We start from the raw sequence: 18,959 nt of genomic DNA on the forward strand, positions 1-18,959 counted from the left end.
GGAAATCCCCGTCTACGGAGTTAGGGAGCGTCCCGAGGACGCACAGACAAGGAGCGGCGTGCGCGTCCACGGGACGCTCTTGTCGGGGAGGCGGGTAATTCATTGCCCGGCGACTCATTTCTTATCCACCTCGTAGTGCACCCAGTACTTCTGGAGGCGCCACTGGACCAGCGTCAGGCAGAGGATAATCACAAAGATCACCCAGGCGATCGCGCTGGCGTAGCCCATCTTGAAGTAGCGGAACGCATTGTTGAAGAGGTAGAGAACCGGCACCAGAAGCGAGTCGAGCGGCCCCGTGCCGCCGTCGCCGCCCCCGATCACGTAGACCCGGTCGAACTCTTGGAGCGCGCCAATCGTGCCCATGATCAGGTTGAAGAAGATATAGGGCGAGAGCAGCGGCAGGGTGACATTGCGGAAGCGCTGCCAGACATTGGCACCGTCGATGAGTGCCGCTTCATTGAGGCTCTGCGGCACGCCTTGTAGGCCCGCGAGCCAGAGGATCATCCCCCCGCCCGCGCCCCAGAGGCCCTGGACAATCAGGCCGGGCTTGGCCCACTCCGGAACCCCGAACCAGCCGGGAGGGGCGATCCCAAACCAGGCCGTGAGGGTCTCTTTCCAGAGCGCATTGAGCAGGCCCTTGTTGGGGTCGCCCGCCAGCAGCCAGACCCAGAGCACCGCGCTTGCGATGGCGGGGACGATACTGGGGATGTAGAAGGCGGTGCGGTAGAAGTTCATCCCCTTGACTTTTTGGTTGAGCAGCAGCGCGATCGCCAGGCCCGTCACCATGCCGAGGGGAATCCCAAAGACCGAGAGGTAGGTCGCATTGCCAATCGCCTTGCCCAGCAGCTCACGGTCGTCGGTGAAGAGCTCCTTGAAGTTGCCCACCCCGACCGCGCGCGCGGGATGGAGGACATCGTAGTCCGTGAAGGCCAGCATCAGCGACGTGAGGATCGGGCCGAGGGTGAAGACCAAGAAACCCAGAATCCAGGGTGCGGCCATGAGCCAGCCGGCGAGCGCCTCTTGCTTGGCCATGCGGCTCTTGCCCACTTGCTGCTGCCCACGCCACGCGCCGTAGCCCAGCCCGAGGAGTCCTAGGATGGAGAGAACGACGACAGGCGGGGTCCAGTTAAACAGCGGCAGGCTCTCGCGGGCGAAGGACTTATCGAGCTCTTTCTGCACCAGGGATTGCTGCTCTTGGAGGGAGGCCTCGGGGGCTTGGGCACCCTGGCAAGCGCGCTCCATCGCCCGGACATGCGCGTCCCAGAGCTTCTGCCCGATAAAGGTCACCGGGCGGTAGCGGGCGTGGGGGAGCATGTCGATATAGGCCTTGAGGGCGGTCTGGAGGCGCGCGCTCTCGGGGGAGAACTCGCGGAACATCATGGCATTGACCGCTTTATTGGCCGAGAGCCGGAAGACATAGGGCCGCCCGATCTTCTCGTTGTACTCTTTCTGCGCCTGATTGTAGATGCGGTAGCCCTCGATACTGGAGAGGAATTGGATAAACTTCCAGGCCTCTTTGGGGTGCTGCGTGCCCTTGGGAATCGCCAGGGAGAAGCCACCGGTCCAGGTGATGTGGTCGTCCTTGTCGTTGGCGAAGCGGCCGGTGTGCGCGATGCGCTCTTTCGGCGAGGGCGGCGGGGCGATCGCAAAGTCTAGGTCGGGGGCGTAGCGTGCGACATTGCCCAGCATCCAGTCCCCGTTGATCACCATCGCTACCTTGCCGGTGAAGAACGGGTCGAGCTCACCGCTCTGGAAGCCGGACTGGTAGACATTGACCTTATCGTAGCCCCCGAGATCGTCGTAGAGCTGCTTCATGAAGGTCATCGCCGTGACATTCTCGGGCGCGGCCAGGGTGCAGGTCTTGCCATCGGGGCTCATGAAGCTCCCGCCGTTCATCCAGGAGTAGATATAGAACCAGGAGTTGCCGAAGTTGGGGATAAAGCCAATCGATGCGTAGGTCTTGTCCGCATTGACTTTGGTGAGCTTCTTGGCGTAGTCCCGGAGCTCGTCCCAGGTCTTGGGCGGGCGGTCCGGGTCGAGGCCGGCCTCGCGGAAGAGTTTGCGGTTGTACATCAGCATGCGGTCGTCGATCCCGGTCGGGATGGCGTAGACCTTGCCTTGGTAGAGCGCCTCGTTCCAGGCGGCGGGGTAGTAGTTCTCCGCCTTGACGGGCTCGGGGCCGGTCTCGGTGGCGAGGAACTCATCGAGGGGCATGAAGGTTCCGCGGCTCGCCCAGTCCCCGATCGTGAAGCGGTCCTGGGAGATCACATCCGGGGGGACGCCGCCGACAATGGCGGTCATGAGCTTCTGCGGGTTCATGTTTCCCGCGCCCATCGAGAGGTTCGAGACCGTAATCTCGGGGTTGCGCTTCTCAAACTCAGCGATCTGGGCATCGAGCCCGGCGGTTTCCTTGCCGGACTGCAAGCCCCAGACCACGAGCTTGATCTTCTTCTGTGCCAGCGATGGCGTCACCAGGGACAGAGCAGCCAGCAGCGCCGCACCTGTGCGGGAGAGGGAGGAGAGAGCCTTCATCGCGGGCATTGTACCGTATTTTTATAAACGAGAAGCAAGTTCCCCCCAAGCGGTTGGGGGATCAGGAGGGAGCACTGAGGGGGGCTGGAGCTGTTTTTGCCACCAGCCGGTATCGCGCCAAGCGCCTGCTTTGAAGCCGACATTGCGGTAGGTGCCGATGGGGACGAAGCCCAGAGACTCGTGGAGGCCTACACTGGGAGCGTTGGGGAGGGTGATTCCCGCGAAGGCTTGGTAGAAGCCCTGGCGGACAAGAAGGGCAAAGAGCTCGGTGTAGAGCGCACGCCCGACTCCCTGTCGCTGGTGAAACGGAGCCACATAGACACTCACGTCCACCGACCAGCGGTAGGCCAAGCGCTCACGGTGGGGGCTGGCGTAGGCATAGCCCACAATCCGCCCACTCTCCTCCGCAACGAGCCAAGGGAAAAACAGCAGCGTGGCGCTGATCCGCTGGGCGAGCTGCTCGACCGTGGGCGGCTCAAGCTCAAAGGAGATGGTCGTACCCGTGACATAGGGCGCGTAGATCGCCTGAACTTGCGCGGCATCGGCGGGGGTGGCGAGGCGTAGCGTGATTGGCATCTTAGTGGCTCTGGAAGAAGGCGATGCTCCGGGTGACCTCTTGGTCGAAGGCGCTGAAGTGGTCGCCGGGGACCGCAACTGCCTCGACATCGAGCTTCTTGGTCTTGGCGAGCTCGGCGGTGCGCTGGCTCATGCCCGCAAAGAGGCGCTCTTGCGTGCCGTAGTAGATGCGGGTGGGGCACTGGAAGCTGGTGGCGAAGGCGATAGGGGAGCGGAGCTCGAACTCGCGCTTGTTCTTGGGGTCGAAGGGGATCAGCTCCTCCTGGCCTTGTGACCAAGCAATCGCATCGCACGCCCCGGAGAAGCCCGCGGCGGCACGGAAGCGGTTGGAGCTCAGCGCCGCCAGAAGCGCGAGCGTCCCCCCGACACTGTGGCCCGCGACATAGAGATGGGTCTTGTCCACGTAGGGGAGCGCGGCCAGGGTCTCGGCGGCGGCTAGGACATCGGAGAGCTCGTCGTAGAAGAGCGAGTAGGCACCGGGCTGGCCGTTCTCGCCACGGAGCATGGGGGTCATGACGACATAGCCCGCATCCCGGTAGGCCTGGCTGGCCTCCCAGTCCGAGCCGTCCATCGCAAAGCCGCCGTGGAGAAAGAGCACTGCGGGGCGCTTCTTGCCATCGCGGGGCACCGGCCCGACCAGCGCCTTGAGCGGGAGCGCCTTGGAGTAGCCCACGAGGGTGGCATCGGCAGGGAGCGCAAAGGCCTGTGCTGGCTGGGGCGCGGGGCCTTTCTGGAGTAGGGTGGTCTTAAACTGGTTTCGGGCAGTGCGGTAGTCCTGCGCTTGAAGCTCTAGCCCCGGCGACTCGCGGCGGGAGGCACACCCCGAGAGAGCAAGAAACAAGAGAAGTCCGGCGGTAAGCGGCGAGCGAGCGTCCATGCGGCATTTTACCGCTTGAGGAGCGTATCGTACAGGGCAAGGTCCGAGGCGAGGAAGCAGCAGAAGATCACGTCGTCGAGGGTGCTCCCAAACTCCCGGACGGTGGCGATGGCGATTTGCGCGGCTTGCTCGGGCGGGTAGCCGTAGATACCGGTGCTGATGCAGGGGAAGGCAATCGTCTTGAGATTCTTCTCCGTGGCGAGCTCCAGGCTACGTCGGTAGCACGATGCCAGCTTTTCGGGCTCGCCGCTCGTGCCGCCGCGCCAGACCGGGCCGACCGTGTGAATGATGAAGCGCGCAGGCAGATTGTAGCCACGGGTGAGCTTGGCCTCGCCGGTCTTGCAGCCGCCCAGTAGTCGGCACTCGTGGAGCAGCTCGGGGCCGGCGGCGCGGTGGATCGCGCCATCGACCCCACCACCCCCCAAGAGCGACGAGTTCGCGGCATTGACGATGGCATCGATCTCTAGCTTCGTGATATCGCCCTGGAGGGTTTTTAGTGTCTTCATGACGCATATTCTATCACCGGAAGGTCACCAGCTGCACGGTGTAGGCTCCGATACTGGCGCTCAGGGACCCCACGGAGCGGCTGGTCACCGCGCTGGGTGAGCTATCGCTGGCTTCGTAGAGGGTGCCACTGCCGCTACGGCTCAGGGTCCAGGTGGTCGCTGTGGCGGTGGGGTTGACGATCAAGACAGCACACTCGCCGCTGGAGTCTTTGCCCGCAAAGACGGTGAGCCCAGTCCCCGAGGCGGCGGAGCACGCCAAGCGTGTGGTGTGGGTGGAGAGCTTCTGCCAGAGCGCGAAGGCCAGCGCGGGGACCTTGGGGGTGCCATTGGCGTAGTAGATCCCGTAGAAGCTGGGGAGGCTCATCGACGGGTCCGGGCCTTTATAGTAGGTCGAGAGGCGGACATCCGCGTTTTGCAGGGCGACCCAGCAGGCGCTCAGCAGCGCTGCCCCCTTGCCACCGGTCCGGTAGGTCGCATCGGCGTTGGCCTCGGTGTTGCTGGCGTTCCACTCGGTGATGTGCAGCTCCGTGGTGCTCATCCCATGGCTGTTGAGGGCACTGCGGTAGAAGTTCGCGGCCTGGGTGTAGAGGCTGGCGCTCGTGCCGTAGACATGGAAGGAGAGAAAGTCCGGGTTGAGGTGCTCGGCCTGGAGCCGGTCGAGAAACTGGGTGACAAAGGCCTGACCCGTGGACGAGCTGTAGCCATTGTCGGCGAAGCCGGGGCCGCCGATCTTCAGGTCGGGGAAGGCGGCGCGCAGGGCCTTGTAGGTATCCACATAGAGCTGGATAAAGGCCTCGGGGGTGTCGCTCCAGAAGACATGCTGGTTGGGCTCGTTCCATATCTCGACATAGCGCACGGGCTTGCTCCAGCGCGTGTCGCGGAAGTGTCGGACAATCTCCACAAAGGCCTTGACCACATTGGCCTCGTTGGCGATCGCCATGGAGTTCACCGAACTATTTCCCAGTCGTAGGTAGACCTCAGCGCCGCAGTCGAGGATGCTCTGGTAGCGCGAGTCGCTGAGGGTGAAGTTGTAGGAGCTGGGGAGGCTTGGGTCCTTGCTCCCATCTCCGTAGATTGCGGCCAGGTCAAAGGGGCCGCTGAAGTCGTGGGTGCGGACAAAGTTCACCCCGAGGCTGCGGTACTGGCTGCTCAGGTCCGGGTTGGTGGCATCGCCAATGTGGATCGGCCCAGCGTTCAGCCCGACCAGCGGCCGCACCGTCCCCCCATCGGCGCTACCCAGAGTCACGTTTGGGGCCGGAGTGGGCACAGGTGTTGGTGTCGGTGTCGGGGTTGGCGTCGGAGTGGGCACGGGAGTCGGGGAGGGGGTTGGTGTCGCCACGGGTGTTGGTGTTGGGCTGGGGGTAGGCGCGGGTGTCTCACCGGGCCGCGGCGTGGGTGTGGGAGCCGGTGTTGGTGTTGGTGAGGCGGTGGGGCCAGGAGCTGCCCCCGGCTCTGGGGTCGGCGTTGCCGCCACAAGTGGGGTGGGGGATGAGGTTGGGTTCGAGGTGCCTCCGCCGCCACCTCCACAGCCGACCAGCCAGACAAGCCCAGCTAGTGCCAGGGCAGAGAAATAAGAACCACATTGTCGTTTCATAGCCCCACAGACGTGCGCTTGTTTCGTGGGTTCTGTGAAATATCTGATGGTGAATCTGTGGGGAAAGGACGGAAAAAGCGAGAAGCCACACGGCGATGAGGCAAGATAGAATGACGGTGTGACAACTACGGAGCGCCCGGCGTGGCGTGCGGCGCTACTGCTGATCTTGGGCTACACGGCCTACTACTTCTGTCGGACCAACTTCTCGGTCGGGCGGCCGTCGCAGCTGGCAGAGCTGGCGCAGGGCGGGCTGAGTACCGGGGCGGCCACCGTGGCCCTGGGCCGAATTGCCACTTTGGGGGTCGTGGCGGGCATCTGTGGGAAGTTCTTTGCCGGGCGCATCGTCCACCGGCTGGGCGGGGTCTGGGCGTTTCTGCTGGGCGGGATCGGGGCCGCGCTGGCGACCGCGGCATTTGGGCGCAGTAGCGGCATTCCTCTCTTTGGGCTCTTCTGGGTAGGGAATCGCCTCTTTCAGTCGGTCGGTTGGCCCGCGACCATTCGCATTGTCGGGAGCTGGTTCACGGCGGGCAACTACGGGAAGGCCATGGGGGTTGTCTCCCTCTCCTGGCTCTTTGGCGACGCTCTGGCGCGTGCGGGCCAGGCACGCTTGCTGGCGACCGGCTGGGACTGGCGCGGTGTCTACATCGCCTCGGCGGCGGTCTTGCTGGGGGCGGTGCTCCTGTGTGGGCTCTTCCTCCGCGAGCGTCCCGTGGAGCCCCGCGCTACCGCCACACCCCACGCCCCCGTCCCCCTCCGAGAGCTCTTTGCGCGTCCCGCCTTTCTGGGGGTCTGTATCGCGGCCTTTGGCTTCACCCTGGTCAATGTCACCCTCTCGGAGTGGCTCCCGGTCTACTTCACGGGGATCGGGCTGAGCCAGGGCAAGGCCGCGCTCGCCAGTGGCCTCTACCCGCTGATGGGGGGGCTCAGCGCCGTGGCCTTTGGGGCGCTCGGGGACCGGGCGGGGAGCCAGGGGCGGCAGCGCTTGCTGATCGGGGGGATGCTCCTGACCGGGGCCACCATGGCGGGCTTCCTCCTCGCCCGGACACCCGAGATCGCCTTTGTGCTTGTCGCGCTGGCAGGTCTGGTCGCCGGGGGGCCGTATGCCTACACGGTCGGGGCGGCGGCGCTCGATCTGGTGGAGCCCAAGCAAGCCGCGGCCGTCAATGGGATTATCGATGGCATGGGCTACTTGGGTGCGATCCTGGCGGGGGAGGCTGTCGCGCGCCTCGCGGTCGCCTTGGGCTGGAACGGGGCCTTTGCGGCGCTGGCAGGAGTCTGCCTGCTGGCAAGCGGGCTCTGTGTGGTGCTCCTGCGACGCTCAGCGTGAGCGCAGCGGGGCTCAAACTTGGATTTTTCCCATTTTTTCATTGGCTAGCCTCCGTGCTATCGTTTTTAAAGAGGGTTCTCGTGTATACTGGGGCAACCAAGAACCGTTCAGGAGTTGTCGGATGAGATATCGTGTTGGAGCAGTTCTGCCCCTGGTTTTTCTCGCAGGCTGTGGTGGCGTCAGTGCCCCCCTATCAGATGCCGCTACGGGGCGTGGCAAGATTGCCTTTACCATTGTCTGGCCGCAGCCGACGGCCTCCCGCTTGATCCCTCTGGCCGCCAATAGCATCAAAGTGGAGCTCAGTGGCCCGACCCCGGATGTCAAGGTGATCGCACGGCCCCCCGCCGGCACCACGACAACCGATGTCTCGTTCCCCAGCCAAGTGGTGGGGGACTATACCATCGTCGCCTCTGCCTATCCGACCAGCGACGGAACGGGTACGGCACAAGCGCTGGGTGTGGCCAGTGTCACCGTAACCAAGGACCAGGTGGTGGATGCCCGGCTGACCATGGCGAGCACGATTGTTGCCGCGCGGATTAGCCCGACTTCGGGGACGGTTAAAGAGGGCGAGACGCTCTCCCTGACCGGCAGCGGCCAAGACGCGACCGGGGCTGCAGTCGTGACGGCCAATGAAAAGTGGACCTGGACTAGTAGCAACCCGGCGGCGGCGACCGTGAGCGCGACGGGTAACCCCGCGACGGTCACCGGGGTCCTTGCAGGGAGCACGGTGATCACGGGCCGCGAGCTAGAGTCGGGCAAGAGCAGGACGGCGACTGTGACGGTCCTCCCCGGGGTCGGTAACCTGGAACTGACGGTGAAGTAAGATGAGAGCACCTCAACGATTTCTAACGCTCTGTGTGGGACTGGTCACTCTCTCGGTGATCGCAACTGTCGAGATCGGCTGTGGCGGTGGCGGCGGTGGTGGTGGTGCGACCCCGACGCCCACCCCAACCACGACCCCGACTCCCACACCCGTGCCCACTCCGACTCCGACACCGGATCCGAACCCCACACCTACCCCAACGCCCACGCCCACCCCGACTCCGACCCCGACGCCCACGCCCACCCCGACACCGGCACCGCTGGGCAAGCTCAGCTTCACCGTGGTCTGGCCGGTGCGGACACGCGCGGTGCCCACGGCGGCCAATAGTGTCAAGATTGTCCTGAGTGGCCCCAGCAACACCGAGCGCCTCGTGGTGCGGCCCGCCTCGCTGAGCGAGACCACCGTGACTGTTACCTTCGACAACCTGCCCGCGGGGACCTACACCTACACCGCCACCGCCTATCCCGGCACCGATGGCAGTGGCACCGCACAGGCACAGGGAAGCAGTACCGCCACGGTTGTCAAGGACCAGACCACGACTGCGACGCTGGCACTCTCCAGCACGATCACCCGTGTGGCCGTGACCGGGACGACCAGCACCAACCCCGGGGGCACCCTCACCTTGACCGGAACCGCCTACAACGCTGCGGACGCGGTCGTGGTGTCCTCTGCGGAGAAGTGGAGCTGGAGCAGTAGCAACACCGCTGTGGCAACCGTGAAGGACAAGGACAACCCCACAACCCTCACTGCGGTCGCCGAGGGCACCGCCACGATCACCGGCACCGAGACCGAGACCGGAAAGTCCGCCACGCTCCTGGTGACTGTCACCCAGGACCGCGGCGGGATCAACGTCCGAATCGACTAGCGCCGGGGCAGGAGCTGCTCCAGGATCGAGGGATCGCGAATCTCTTGATCTCGGGCAAGCAGCAGGACCTTGGAGACAACCTCTGCCGTTCGTGGATCGCTGTCCACGAACGGCAGGAAGAGCCGCCCGCGCTGCTGGTTCTGCACCGGCACAATACAGACAAACCCACCCGGTAAGCGATGGACACTCGCGCTCCCCAGGTGCACCGAGTACTGCCCTAAGCTCCCGTCGATCAGGACATGGTTTGTCTCCACCCGGACATTGCTTAGCCTCAAGAGCCGTGCCGCCTCGGTCACCAGCGCGGCGCGCATCGCCACGGTCGAGAGGCTCGCCTCGGGATCGACACCCCCCACAGGGGCCACAGACACCACTAAGTCGAGATCGCGCATCGCCTCAGAGAAGAGTCGAGGCTCGACCTGATCAAGGGGGAGCGCCTGCCACTGGTTCTTTTGGGTAAAACGCACCGTGTCGATCGTCAGCCCCTCCACCTCACCCGGTGTCCCCCAGAGGTCGTCGAGCTCCACCTCCACCGAGAGATTGGCGGTGTGGAAGGTCTTGCGCGGGGCGCTCTCGCCGTCGTGGCCCGTGAGCCAGCCGCGTTTTCCGAGGAGAGCAAGGGCCTGTCGGGTCTGGACCTGGTGCCCTTGGTAGCGCACCGAGCCATCGCCGCGCTCCGTTTTCTCGGCATCGGTCAGGACATAGAGCTCCCGGAAGAGCTGCTTGAAGGGCTGGACACGCTCCTGGGCGAAGCACGCTGCCTGCCAGGTGTGCCACTCGCCTGTTTGCGCTAGGTCAACCGGGTGGGCGATCCGCCACTCTCCCGTATGGGGGAGCGCCTCTCCCCAGACAAGACGACAGTCGGTGCCCACAAAAACCAGCGAGCGAAGGAGTGGCGCAAGAAGCGGGTGCTGGAGCAGGGTCTGAAGCTCGTGGGCCGCGAATCCATCCCCACGCACCATCGCTTGCTCCAAAGAGCTTCGCATCCGCGTGAGCTGCTGCAGGAGCTTCTTGCGCCGCTCCACCAGCGCCGCGAGCTCGGGGAGCTTCTTGGCCACGGGGGGGAGCTCCTTGAGGGGCTTGCCTCGCTTGCTTGCCAGGAGCTCGGGCTCGCCCAGGGCATTGAGGGCCAGGGTCACCGAGAACTCCCCGCTCTCTACCGTAAGGGAGCCCCCCTGCAGATCTTCCAGAGATCGTGCCTCCATCGCCCACTCCAGGCGCACGGGGTCGGGGTAGCCGGCGGTGCGGGCGAGGTTCTCCAGGGCGATTGTCGTGGCGCGCTTCTCGGACTCCTGGCGCTGCGCCCCAAACGCCTTGGTGCCGCGCAGGAACTCCTGGAGCACCTCGTAGCGTGTCAGGAGGTCGCTCTGATCGAGAAGGGGCACCAGCCCGAGTGCCCGTGCGGCGTCTTGGTGGCGTTTTTGCTGGACACGATCGACGAGCTCGCTCACGGTGACCTGGCCGCGCATGGTATCGGCGAAGAGGCGGGCACGGGTGTGGCCCCCCGCCGACGAGGCCAGCTTGGCGGCGTCATCCAGCTTTCTCCAGCGTGCCTCCCCAAGCTGGGCAAAGACCCGCTGGAACCACGCCACATCGACCGCCCCGTCGGTGAGATCGTCGGCGATGAGCGGTGTGTAGCCTGCGATCTGGGCGGCCCACTCCTGACGAAGCTCCTGATCGACACTCCACTGGCGGTCTTTGGTGTGGGCATGGAGCCACCAGACCGCCTCGGCAAGACCGTCCCAGCCCAGGGCCTGCTCCACGAGCGCGGCCCACTGCGGCGCATAGACCGCCACCTCGATCAGCCGCTTCTCCCCGAGTTCCTGAAGCTGCTCAGGGCGATCGTCGGGGCCGGGATAGGTCGCGCGGCACAGGTGCGAGAACACGGCGGAGCGGTTCTGCTGGCCGCGCCAGAGGTAGCCACGCACAAAGCTCTCGCGCGGGAAGGCCTTGAGGACGCGCACGAGGACAGCGGCCCCCCCGACATAGCGCAGGCTGAGGGCGGGGAGGGTCGCCGCCGTCTCCGCCTCGCCTCGTGCGAGCTCGACCTCGAGAATACGCTCACGAAGGCGCTGGATCAGCTCCGGCTGAAACGATGCCTTCCGTCCGCTGAGCCCACCTAGCTCACGAAACTCCCCGTGGTAGGTTCGGACATTTTTCAGCGGCGCATAGCGTGCCAGAAGAACCGCGATCAGGTCGTCCTCAGTGGCGACTCCTGCCTCGAACGCCGCGCGGGTCGAGCTCCAGGCGGGGATCGCGCGGGCAAACTCCATCTCGGGCTTCTCGCTGGGCTGGAGAGCCGCCTTGAGTCGTCCCAGGAGCGAGGGGCGCTTCTCCGCGACGATGGGCTGCTCGCTCCAGCGGAGCAGGCCCCAGTAGCGCTGCCAGCGCTCGCGGGTCCACTGGTCGGCGTAGAGCTGCTGGCTTTGCGGGATGCGGTGTTGCCAGAACCACCAAAAATTCCAATCAAAACGCCACGCGGCACGCTCTCCTTCATAGGGACGGGGCGCATTGGTACGAGTGGGGCGGGTCTCCAACGACGGCGTGGCAAGCTCGGTCTCGACCGCGTCCAGGAGAAACTCCACGGTGTTTTCGCCGGTGGGGTAGAGATAGAGGAGCCAGCTAAGCAGAGTGATTAAGAGGCGGTTTTCGATTGTTTCTTCCGGCTTGATCAGCTGGGTGTAGAGCTTTTGCGGATTGGCCTCGGGGGGGAAGTGGTAGGAGCCACGCGGGGTACTACGAAAGTGGTAGACACACTCCACGGCGACCAGGGCGCGCCAGAGCTCAAAGCCATCGGGGTCGCGCTGGGCCTTGGGGCGATTTTCGTAGAAGCTTGTCCAGACCTCGGCGAGGGGGAGGCGGGCTAGGTTCTGCTCACGCGAGAGTTTGGGGTCCGGGAGGGGGAGGTTGGCCTGGCCCAGTAAGACCGTGTGCGTCCCCACAACGCGGGTCTCGACGGTTCCCAGGTCCCACTGGTTTTGCAGAACCTCGACCTCGATCTCGCGGCTCAGGTGGGGGAGGACCGTGTCGCGGAGGCCCAGCACCAGCGCCCGGGTTGCCTCGGAGACAAAGGGGCCGGGTTTGAGGGCGGGGACTCGTGGGGCAGCGCGGCCCTCGGGGCGGAGCAGGCCCAGGGCATCGTCGATCTGTGGCACCACGGCCTCGCTCTGGGCGATCTGGTGCAGGAGACTCTCTTCCTGGCTATCGAGTGCCTTGCCTTGACGCGCCTCACGGTACTCAATGGCGAGCTGCTGGCTCCCGGCCACGGCACGCTTCTGGGCGACCAGCTGCGCGGCCAGATCGAGCCCGGCGCGCCGCTGCTCGGGGGACTTGGCGCGGGTCAGGCGCTCGGCGCTGGCAAGGGCATCGGGGTCGGGGAGGGTGAGGAGGGCTTTCTGGACGCCACGACGAAGTGCCTCGGTCTTTCGGGTGAGAAGCGCCTCTAGGGGCGCAGCGTCGGCGGCGGTCAGGGCGGTCTTTTCGAGCACCGCAAGGGCACGCTCACGTACCCACTGCGAGCCGCCTCCGACCAGGCTCAGGACTGCCCCGCGTTGCTCTGGCGTGATGGTGGGCTCTTTATCGAGCAGGTCTAGGAGAACATACTGCCCATGCTGGCCCAGCGCAGGCAGGTGCGCGAGGACCCGTGCCCAGGGACGCTCACCGCGCACACGGGGGAGCATGTCGGCCAGGTCGGAGCGCTGGAGCGTGAGCCGGTGCCACTCTCCCAGTGGGGAGCTATAGACCGTCGCGTGCTCCGGGAGGCGCGGGAGATTGCGCTCCAGACGCTCAAAAAGATCAGGACACGTGGAGGCCAAGGGCTCAAAATTTTCATGGGCGGCCGCCACCACTTTCAGGGAGGGATCGTCGAGAAACGGCACCAGCGCGAGGCTTGCCTGAGGGAGCTGGAAGAGTCGCAGCAGAAAGCAGGCGACAATCCGGCGGTCCTCACGCGGATCGCTTTGGAGCGCCGCACAGAGAGCAATCGCGCGCTCGGCATCGTCGAAGCCCGCGGTCCAGAGCGCCACACACGCCGCCTGCGTGTCGCCCGTCTCCAGCGAGCGCGCCCGAAGCGTGGGATCGTCCAGGTGGTCCAGGAGTAGCCCGATCAGGCGCTTGACCTCGCGCTCTTGGTAGGACTCCAGCCCAAAGCCCAGCCAGACATCCAGGGCACGTACCAGCGACGAAAACCGCGTGAGGTCGTGCTCGATCACCAGCCGGAGCAGGCGTCGGAAGGCCTCCGGGTGGGCCTCGTCGGCGGACTCAAAGAGCACCTGCCGCAGTCCCTCTTGGCGCTGCGCGGTCAGCAAGAGCCGCTCACAGAGCTCCCAGCCCTCGGGGTGGCTCGCGCTCAGGAAGGCCTTGGTCACATGCCGACCCATCGCGCCGATTTCGTGCTCGTTGTGGAGCGAGTCCCGCAGGACGGAGAAGACCGCCGTATCGCCCCGGTTCAGGGCCGCGGCCAGCAGGAGCCCAAGGGCGTCTTGGGTGGCATAGGCCGAGAGATACGGTGCCCACGCCGCGACCCAGGCGCTGTCTTGGTGGGCATAGGGCCAGAGCGCGTCGAGCAGGAGGAGGAACTTCTCTGCACGCTGCCGCTGGCTTGCCTCTAGGTTGTTCGGCGCGCGAAAGCCCTTGCGGGCATAGCCGCTCTGGTAAGGCAGGGTCTTCAGGAGCCGCCAGAGCTCCGGTAGATGAGCCGCGACCCCTGGAAGGAGCGCCGTAAAGACCCGCAGGCGCTCTGGCTCGGTGAGGCTATCGAGGGCCAAGCCAATCTTGGGGGTAGCCTCCCAGCCGATGGTACGCGGTGTTCCGTCGGGCTCGCACCGAACGGCTAAGAACGCGACCCCTTGGAGGGGCTTGGGAAGTCCGAGAATGCGGGCCGTGCGGCTCTCCTGCGACTCCGTGGCGAAGGTCTTGAGGCGCTCTTGCGCCACTTGGGGAGCAAGCATCGCTCTAACCTCCTGCCAGCGCGACCAGGCGCAGGAACGTGATCCGGGAGTCGGGGCGCAGGGCCACGGGGGCCTCCAGCACCTCACACTGGATATCGTCGATAAAGACAAAGAAAAGGCCATCGCGAAACGCCGTGAGGGCACTCTCGATAGCGACTTCGACATCCACGTGTTGTGCCGGTGTTTCATCGGGGAGGGACGGCGCTACGCGCCCCGCCGCCAGGCCCGCGGTGATAGCCTCCGCCGAGAGCGCGGTCAGCACGGCACGGCTCTCCTGGCGCTGGTGGAAGGCATCGACTTGCTCACGAACAATGCCCTCGATCAGCGCCGCGAGGGTGGGGGAGCACTCTGACAAGACAGAGGAGGTTTCAAAAGAGGGAAAGAGCGCCCGCCCGCGCCCAAAGAGTGTGCCTTCGACGATCATGGTCAAATACTCGGCAGAAGCGGCGTAAACGGAAAGCCTTTTTCGTCGCCCGGAGAACGAGTCTCCGGGCTTGAGAGGGCGACGCGTCCCTGCGGACGCAGTAGATTCGGTTGGCTATGCTGGAATACTCTTCCCGGGGTAAACTCTACCCCATGCCCAATAAATACGCGCGCAAGCTGGCGGCAAAGCTCGCCCCGGACCCTGCGGCCTTTCTGGCGGCGCTGGAGGCGGGCAAGAGCGCTCGGCCGGCGGTGCTCTGGCTCGGCGAGTCCGTGGAGAGCCCGTTTGAGAGTCTCCCCCCCCCGCCGTGGCAGCCCGCGTTTGTGGAGGCCATGGCCGACGGCGAGCGTCCCGGACGCAACCCCCTCCACGACCAAGGCGCGTACTACTGCTTGGATCTGTCGTCGGTGTTTGAGGCCAGCGCGCTCTGTGGGCTCCCGAGTGGGGGGACGGTCGTGGATGTCTGTGCGGCACCGGGGGGCAAGACCATCTTTGCCCACCGTGCGCTCGCTCCGGAGCGCCTGATCGCTAACGAGGTGATCGGCAAGCGCCTCGGGCCTCTGACCGGAAACCTGCGGCGCTGCCAGGTCCCTGCCGAGACCCGCTGCGCGGACCCGTCGGTGCTGGCGACCGAGCTAGCAGGGCAGGCACGTGTCGTGCTGGTGGATGCGCCCTGCTCGGGGCAGTCGCTGCTGGCGCGGGGACAGGACAACCCCGGGGCGTTCCACCCGGTCAATGTCAATTCCTGCGCGAACCGCCAAAAACGCATCCTCGCCGAGTCCGTGGGGCTGCTGGCACCGGGGGGATTCCTACTCTACTCCACCTGCACCTACGCCACGGAGGAGAACGAGGAGGTTGTCGCCTGGCTCCTGAGCCGCTTCCCCGAGCTGATGGCGCAGGAGCTGCCCTCGCACGCTGCGCACCGCTCGCCGCACGCGTCGTTTCCCAGCTACCGTCTCTGGCCCGACGAGGGACGGGGATTTGGCGCGGGGGGATTTGTCGCCCTTTTGCAATTGTCTGGTATTCAGAAGTGTGTCTGACGAACCAATCATATTCGTTAGCATTGCGTGAATACGAGATGAAGACACTACCCCTCAGCGCCCAGATCTTTTTAAAGCTTGTCTATGGAATAGGCGGAGCCCTGGTGCTGCTGGCGGTCTGGCAGCTCGCACACTACCGGAGTGCCGAGGGCCGGAGCTGGACACACCTTGTGCTCTTCTTGATGCTGGCTGCCATTGTTGGCCCTAAAAAGATCAAGCTCACGGGGAAGAATATCGGCGATGATGTCGGCTCGATGTCTTTGGGCTTTACGGTAATCTACGCGACCATGCTTCACTTTGGGCCTGCGGCGGCGGTGTTTGCCGCCTGTGCCAATGTCTTTGTGGGGTGCTTCTCGCAGCCGTCGTACCAGCGCTGGTTCAATGTCGCGATCTCGACCATCGAGGCCACCCTGGCGGGGCTTGTGGTCTCTCTCCTGCGTGACCTCACCGTCCACGACTGGTTCCAGGGGAGAGTCTCGCCGTATCTTGAGGTGGGGCACCTCCCGGCGGTCCTGATTGGGGCGCTGGTCTACTACGCGGTCAACACGGGCGGGGTCTCCACCGTGATCGCGCTGGCGACCAACCAGAAGCTTGTGACGCTCTGGAAGGAGAACTTCCTCTGGACCCTGCCGAGCTATCTGGCCGGTGCGAGTGCCAGCGGGCTCGCTCTGCTGCTGGTTCACATCCTCGATCAAAGACTCCACCAGCAACAACAAAACGTGGTCTTGACCGTCCTGCTCTTTCTGGCGCCCGTGGGCTACCTCACCTACATGATCTACGAGACCTACATGGCGCGGACTCGGGAGAAGCAGCAGCATATCGAGGAGCTCCAGACCAGCCAGGCCCAGCTCGCCGATCTCTACCTGGCGACCATCAAGAGCCTCGCGCTGGCGATCGATGCCAAGGACCAGTACACCCACCAGCACATTATCCGGGTGCAGCGCTACGCGGTCGCGGTGGGCGAGCGCCTGGGGCTCTCCGAGAACGAGATGGAGGGGCTGCGTACGGGAGCGCTTCTGCATGATATCGGCAAGCTAGGGGTACCGGAGTATGTCCTGCTCAAGCCCGGCAAGCTCACCCCCGAGGAGTTCGACAAGATCAAAAAGCACCCCGAGATCGGGGCCGCGATCCTGGACCCGGTGGAGTTTCCCTGGCCCGTGCTCCCCGGCGTCAAGTACCACCATGAGAAGTGGGATGGCACGGGCTACCCGGAGGGGCTCAAGGGGGAAGACATTCCCTACACGGCCCGGATCCTGGCGGTCGCAGATGTCTACGATGCCCTGACCTCCACCCGCTCGTACCGCAATGCCTGGGACCACACCCGTGCGCTGGAGACCATTCGCAACGATGCGGGGACGCACTTTGATCCGAAGATTGCCCAAGCCTTCCTAGAGGTGATCGATGGGGTCGTGCAGGAGATGGCGCGCGAGGGGCACGGCCCGCTCGTGGCGCGGAAAGAGACCCCGGTCTATGCCACAAAGGCAGAAGAGGCCGCCCGCGATATCCAGCAGGCATCGTCGGAGCTCTGGGCACTCTACGAGGTGGCACAGACCCTCTCGGCCAGCATGGGAATCTCCGAGACACTCGAGATCCTCGCCCGCAAGCTGGAGGCGATCTTGCCGGGAACCTCGTGCCTGTTCTTACTGAAAGAGGACCGGGGTGACACGTCGGCACCCGTCTTAGTGGCGCGGGCTGCCGTGGGAACCAACCGCGAGCACTTCGTCAGCTGTCAGACACTGGGGCCGGAGAGCCTCTCACAGCGCGTGGTCGAGGAGCGCAAGACCTTTGTCGGTGCCTACGATGCCGACGATCTCCTGATCATGAGCGCTACCCAGGTGCCTTGGGTCCCCCTCAACGCCGCCTTGATCGTCCCCATTGTCCACCAGGGCGAGGCGCTGGGAACCATCAACCTCTACCACCAGCAAGTGGCCGCCTTTAGCCAGCACGACCAGCACTTGCTGGAGATGATCGCCGAGCGTGCCGCGATGGCGATCTACAACGGCCTACTCTACGACCGCACCCGAAACCATGCCTTTACCGACCCGCTCACCGAGCTCTATAACCTGCGCTTCTTGACCCAGTACCTGGACAAGCGCTGCGTCGAGGGCGTGGGCACGACCGATCGGTTCGCCGTGCTCTGTCTGGACCTAGACAACTTCAAGCCCGTCAATGATAACTTCGGCCACCTGCGCGGCGACCAGGTGCTCCGCGACCTCGCCCAGCTCCTGCGGGACTCGGTGGGGGTGCGCGATATTGTCTCCCGCTACGGCGGCGATGAGTTCTTGGTGGTGCTGGAGAACGCGGGGGCAGACGAGGCGGCCAAGGTCGCTGATACCATCCGGCGGGTGATCTCTCTCTACGACCCGGGTCTCCAGCACCCCCGCCTGGGCGCGCTGCATCTGGGCGTGAGTATCGGGGCCGCCTGCTTCCCCGAGGACGGCACCGACTGCACGTCACTTCTCTCCCACGCCGACCAGCACATGTACGAGGACAAGACCGACCGAAAGCTACGCAGCATGGCCGGCAACGAGGCGAGCGTGGTGGAGGGGCACAATCCCTTAGTGCTGGTTGAGGCACGAAAGGCCGCCTAATGCCGTAGAATACGGCATGAGCGACCCAAGACCGCTACTGACGATCGGGCTAGTTACCGATATCCACTATGCCGACAGCCGCCCTCGCGCCAACCGCTACTACCGTGAGTCTCTGACCAAGCTGGACGAGGCGGTTCGGGTCCTGCGCGAGAAGAAGGTCGATGTCGCTGTGGAGCTAGGGGACCTTATCGATGCCGGTGAGCGCGCCGATACCGCAACCGAGCTGGAGTTTCTCCGCCGCATCGATGCGGTCTTTACCCCCCTGAGCACGGACCGCCACTATGTCCTAGGGAACCACTGTGTCGCCACCCTGAAGAAATCGGAGTTTCTGGCGACCGTGGGGAAGAAGCACTCGTACTACACCGTGCACCGCAAGGGGGTCACGCTGATTTTTTTGGATGCCTGCTTCCGCTCCGATGGAGTGGCCTACGGCGAGGGCGAGTTCTCCTGGAAAGACACCGAGCTTCCCCTGGCGCAGCGCACCTGGCTGGAGAAGACCCTTGCAAAGGCCAAGGGGCCGGTCGTGGTCTTTGTGCACCAGCGGCTCGACACCCCGCCCGAGAGCCCCTACACCGTCAAGAGCGCCCCCGATGTCCGGCGGATTCTGGAGCAGAGCAAGAAGGTCAGTGCGGTGGTGATGGGGCACAGCCATAGCAACGCCCAGACCGTGATCCAGGGGATTCCCTACCTCACCTTGGCGGCGCTGGTCGAGGGAAGTGGGCTGGAGAGTAGCGGCTACAGCATCCTGAGTGTCTTCGCCGATGGCAGTGTCTCGCTCGAGGGCTTTCGCAAGCACGCCCTGCACCCCGCCCACGGCAAGCGCCTACAACCAATCCCGACCCCGGAGGCTCTCTAGCA

Annotated in this window: 13 protein-coding genes; 6 read left to right on the plus strand and 7 right to left on the minus strand. The window is 64.9% G+C overall.

The window, feature by feature from the left end; genetic code table 11:
* Positions 1-114 precede the first annotated feature (114 nt).
* Genes HNQ39_RS14835 through HNQ39_RS14855 form a run of 5 tightly spaced genes read right to left on the minus strand, consistent with a single transcriptional unit; the run spans position 115 to position 6,085 of the window.
* Positions 115-2,532 (minus strand): extracellular solute-binding protein, encoded by a 2,418-nt coding sequence (locus HNQ39_RS14835; RefSeq protein WP_184197540.1) that lies wholly within the window; start codon positions 2,530-2,532, stop codon positions 115-117.
* A gap of 21 nt (positions 2,533-2,553) precedes the next feature.
* Positions 2,554-3,108: an arsinothricin resistance N-acetyltransferase ArsN1 family B gene (locus HNQ39_RS14840; protein ID WP_184197543.1), complete on the minus strand. Its 555-nt coding sequence runs from the start codon at positions 3,106-3,108 to the stop codon at positions 2,554-2,556.
* A 1-nt stretch (position 3,109) separates the two neighbouring features.
* Positions 3,110-3,985 (minus strand): alpha/beta hydrolase family protein, encoded by an 876-nt coding sequence (locus tag HNQ39_RS14845; RefSeq protein WP_184197546.1) that lies wholly within the window; start codon positions 3,983-3,985, stop codon positions 3,110-3,112.
* A gap of 8 nt (positions 3,986-3,993) precedes the next feature.
* Positions 3,994-4,491, minus strand: coding sequence for an O-acetyl-ADP-ribose deacetylase (locus tag HNQ39_RS14850; protein WP_184197549.1), 498 nt, complete (start codon positions 4,489-4,491; stop codon positions 3,994-3,996).
* Between the two features lie 13 nt (positions 4,492-4,504).
* A complete protein-coding gene (locus tag HNQ39_RS14855; RefSeq protein WP_184197551.1) occupies positions 4,505-6,085 on the minus strand; it encodes a GH39 family glycosyl hydrolase in 1,581 nt (526 codons plus the stop codon).
* Positions 6,086-6,203: 118 nt separating this feature from the next.
* Here HNQ39_RS14855 and HNQ39_RS14860 point away from each other — a divergent pair, with 118 nt between their 5' ends.
* The 3 genes from HNQ39_RS14860 to HNQ39_RS29635 all read left to right on the plus strand — a co-directional run bounded on the left by HNQ39_RS14860 (position 6,204) and on the right by HNQ39_RS29635 (position 9,100).
* Positions 6,204-7,412 carry an MFS transporter gene (locus HNQ39_RS14860; protein WP_184197554.1) on the plus strand — a complete coding sequence of 403 codons (1,209 nt, stop codon included), beginning with the start codon at positions 6,204-6,206 and terminating at the stop codon, positions 7,410-7,412.
* 121 nt (positions 7,413-7,533) lie between these two features.
* Positions 7,534-8,235 carry an Ig-like domain-containing protein gene (locus HNQ39_RS14865; RefSeq protein ID WP_184197557.1) on the plus strand — a complete coding sequence of 234 codons (702 nt, stop codon included), beginning with the start codon at positions 7,534-7,536 and terminating at the stop codon, positions 8,233-8,235.
* Position 8,236: 1 nt separating this feature from the next.
* On the plus strand, positions 8,237-9,100 hold the full coding sequence (locus HNQ39_RS29635) for a hypothetical protein (RefSeq protein WP_221290016.1): 864 nt from the start codon (positions 8,237-8,239) through the stop codon (positions 9,098-9,100).
* On the opposite strand, the gene HNQ39_RS14875 is transcribed toward HNQ39_RS29635, so the two are convergent.
* Positions 9,097-14,046: a DUF4132 domain-containing protein gene (locus HNQ39_RS14875; RefSeq protein ID WP_184197560.1), complete on the minus strand. Its 4,950-nt coding sequence runs from the start codon at positions 14,044-14,046 to the stop codon at positions 9,097-9,099. The two genes, HNQ39_RS29635 and HNQ39_RS14875, sit on opposite strands and share 4 nt — an antisense overlap.
* A gap of 4 nt (positions 14,047-14,050) precedes the next feature.
* The gene (locus HNQ39_RS14880) at positions 14,051-14,470 is read right to left on the minus strand and encodes a hypothetical protein (RefSeq protein ID WP_184197567.1); all 420 of its coding nucleotides are present in this window, start codon (positions 14,468-14,470) and stop codon (positions 14,051-14,053) included.
* 152 nt (positions 14,471-14,622) lie between these two features.
* Here HNQ39_RS14880 and HNQ39_RS14885 point away from each other — a divergent pair, with 152 nt between their 5' ends.
* The 3 genes from HNQ39_RS14885 to HNQ39_RS14895 are packed head-to-tail and all read left to right on the plus strand — an operon-like array spanning position 14,623 to position 18,957.
* Positions 14,623-15,510, plus strand: coding sequence for an RsmB/NOP family class I SAM-dependent RNA methyltransferase (locus tag HNQ39_RS14885; RefSeq protein ID WP_184197570.1), 888 nt, complete (start codon positions 14,623-14,625; stop codon positions 15,508-15,510).
* 38 nt (positions 15,511-15,548) lie between these two features.
* Positions 15,549-18,101: a diguanylate cyclase gene (locus tag HNQ39_RS14890; protein WP_184197582.1), complete on the plus strand. Its 2,553-nt coding sequence runs from the start codon at positions 15,549-15,551 to the stop codon at positions 18,099-18,101.
* A 16-nt stretch (positions 18,102-18,117) separates the two neighbouring features.
* Positions 18,118-18,957 (plus strand): metallophosphoesterase family protein, encoded by an 840-nt coding sequence (locus HNQ39_RS14895; RefSeq protein ID WP_184197585.1) that lies wholly within the window; start codon positions 18,118-18,120, stop codon positions 18,955-18,957.
* The last annotated feature ends 2 nt before the right edge of the window (positions 18,958-18,959 follow it).

It is taken from the genome of Armatimonas rosea, from assembly GCF_014202505.1.
GTDB classification, from domain to species: domain Bacteria; phylum Armatimonadota; class Armatimonadia; order Armatimonadales; family Armatimonadaceae; genus Armatimonas; species Armatimonas rosea.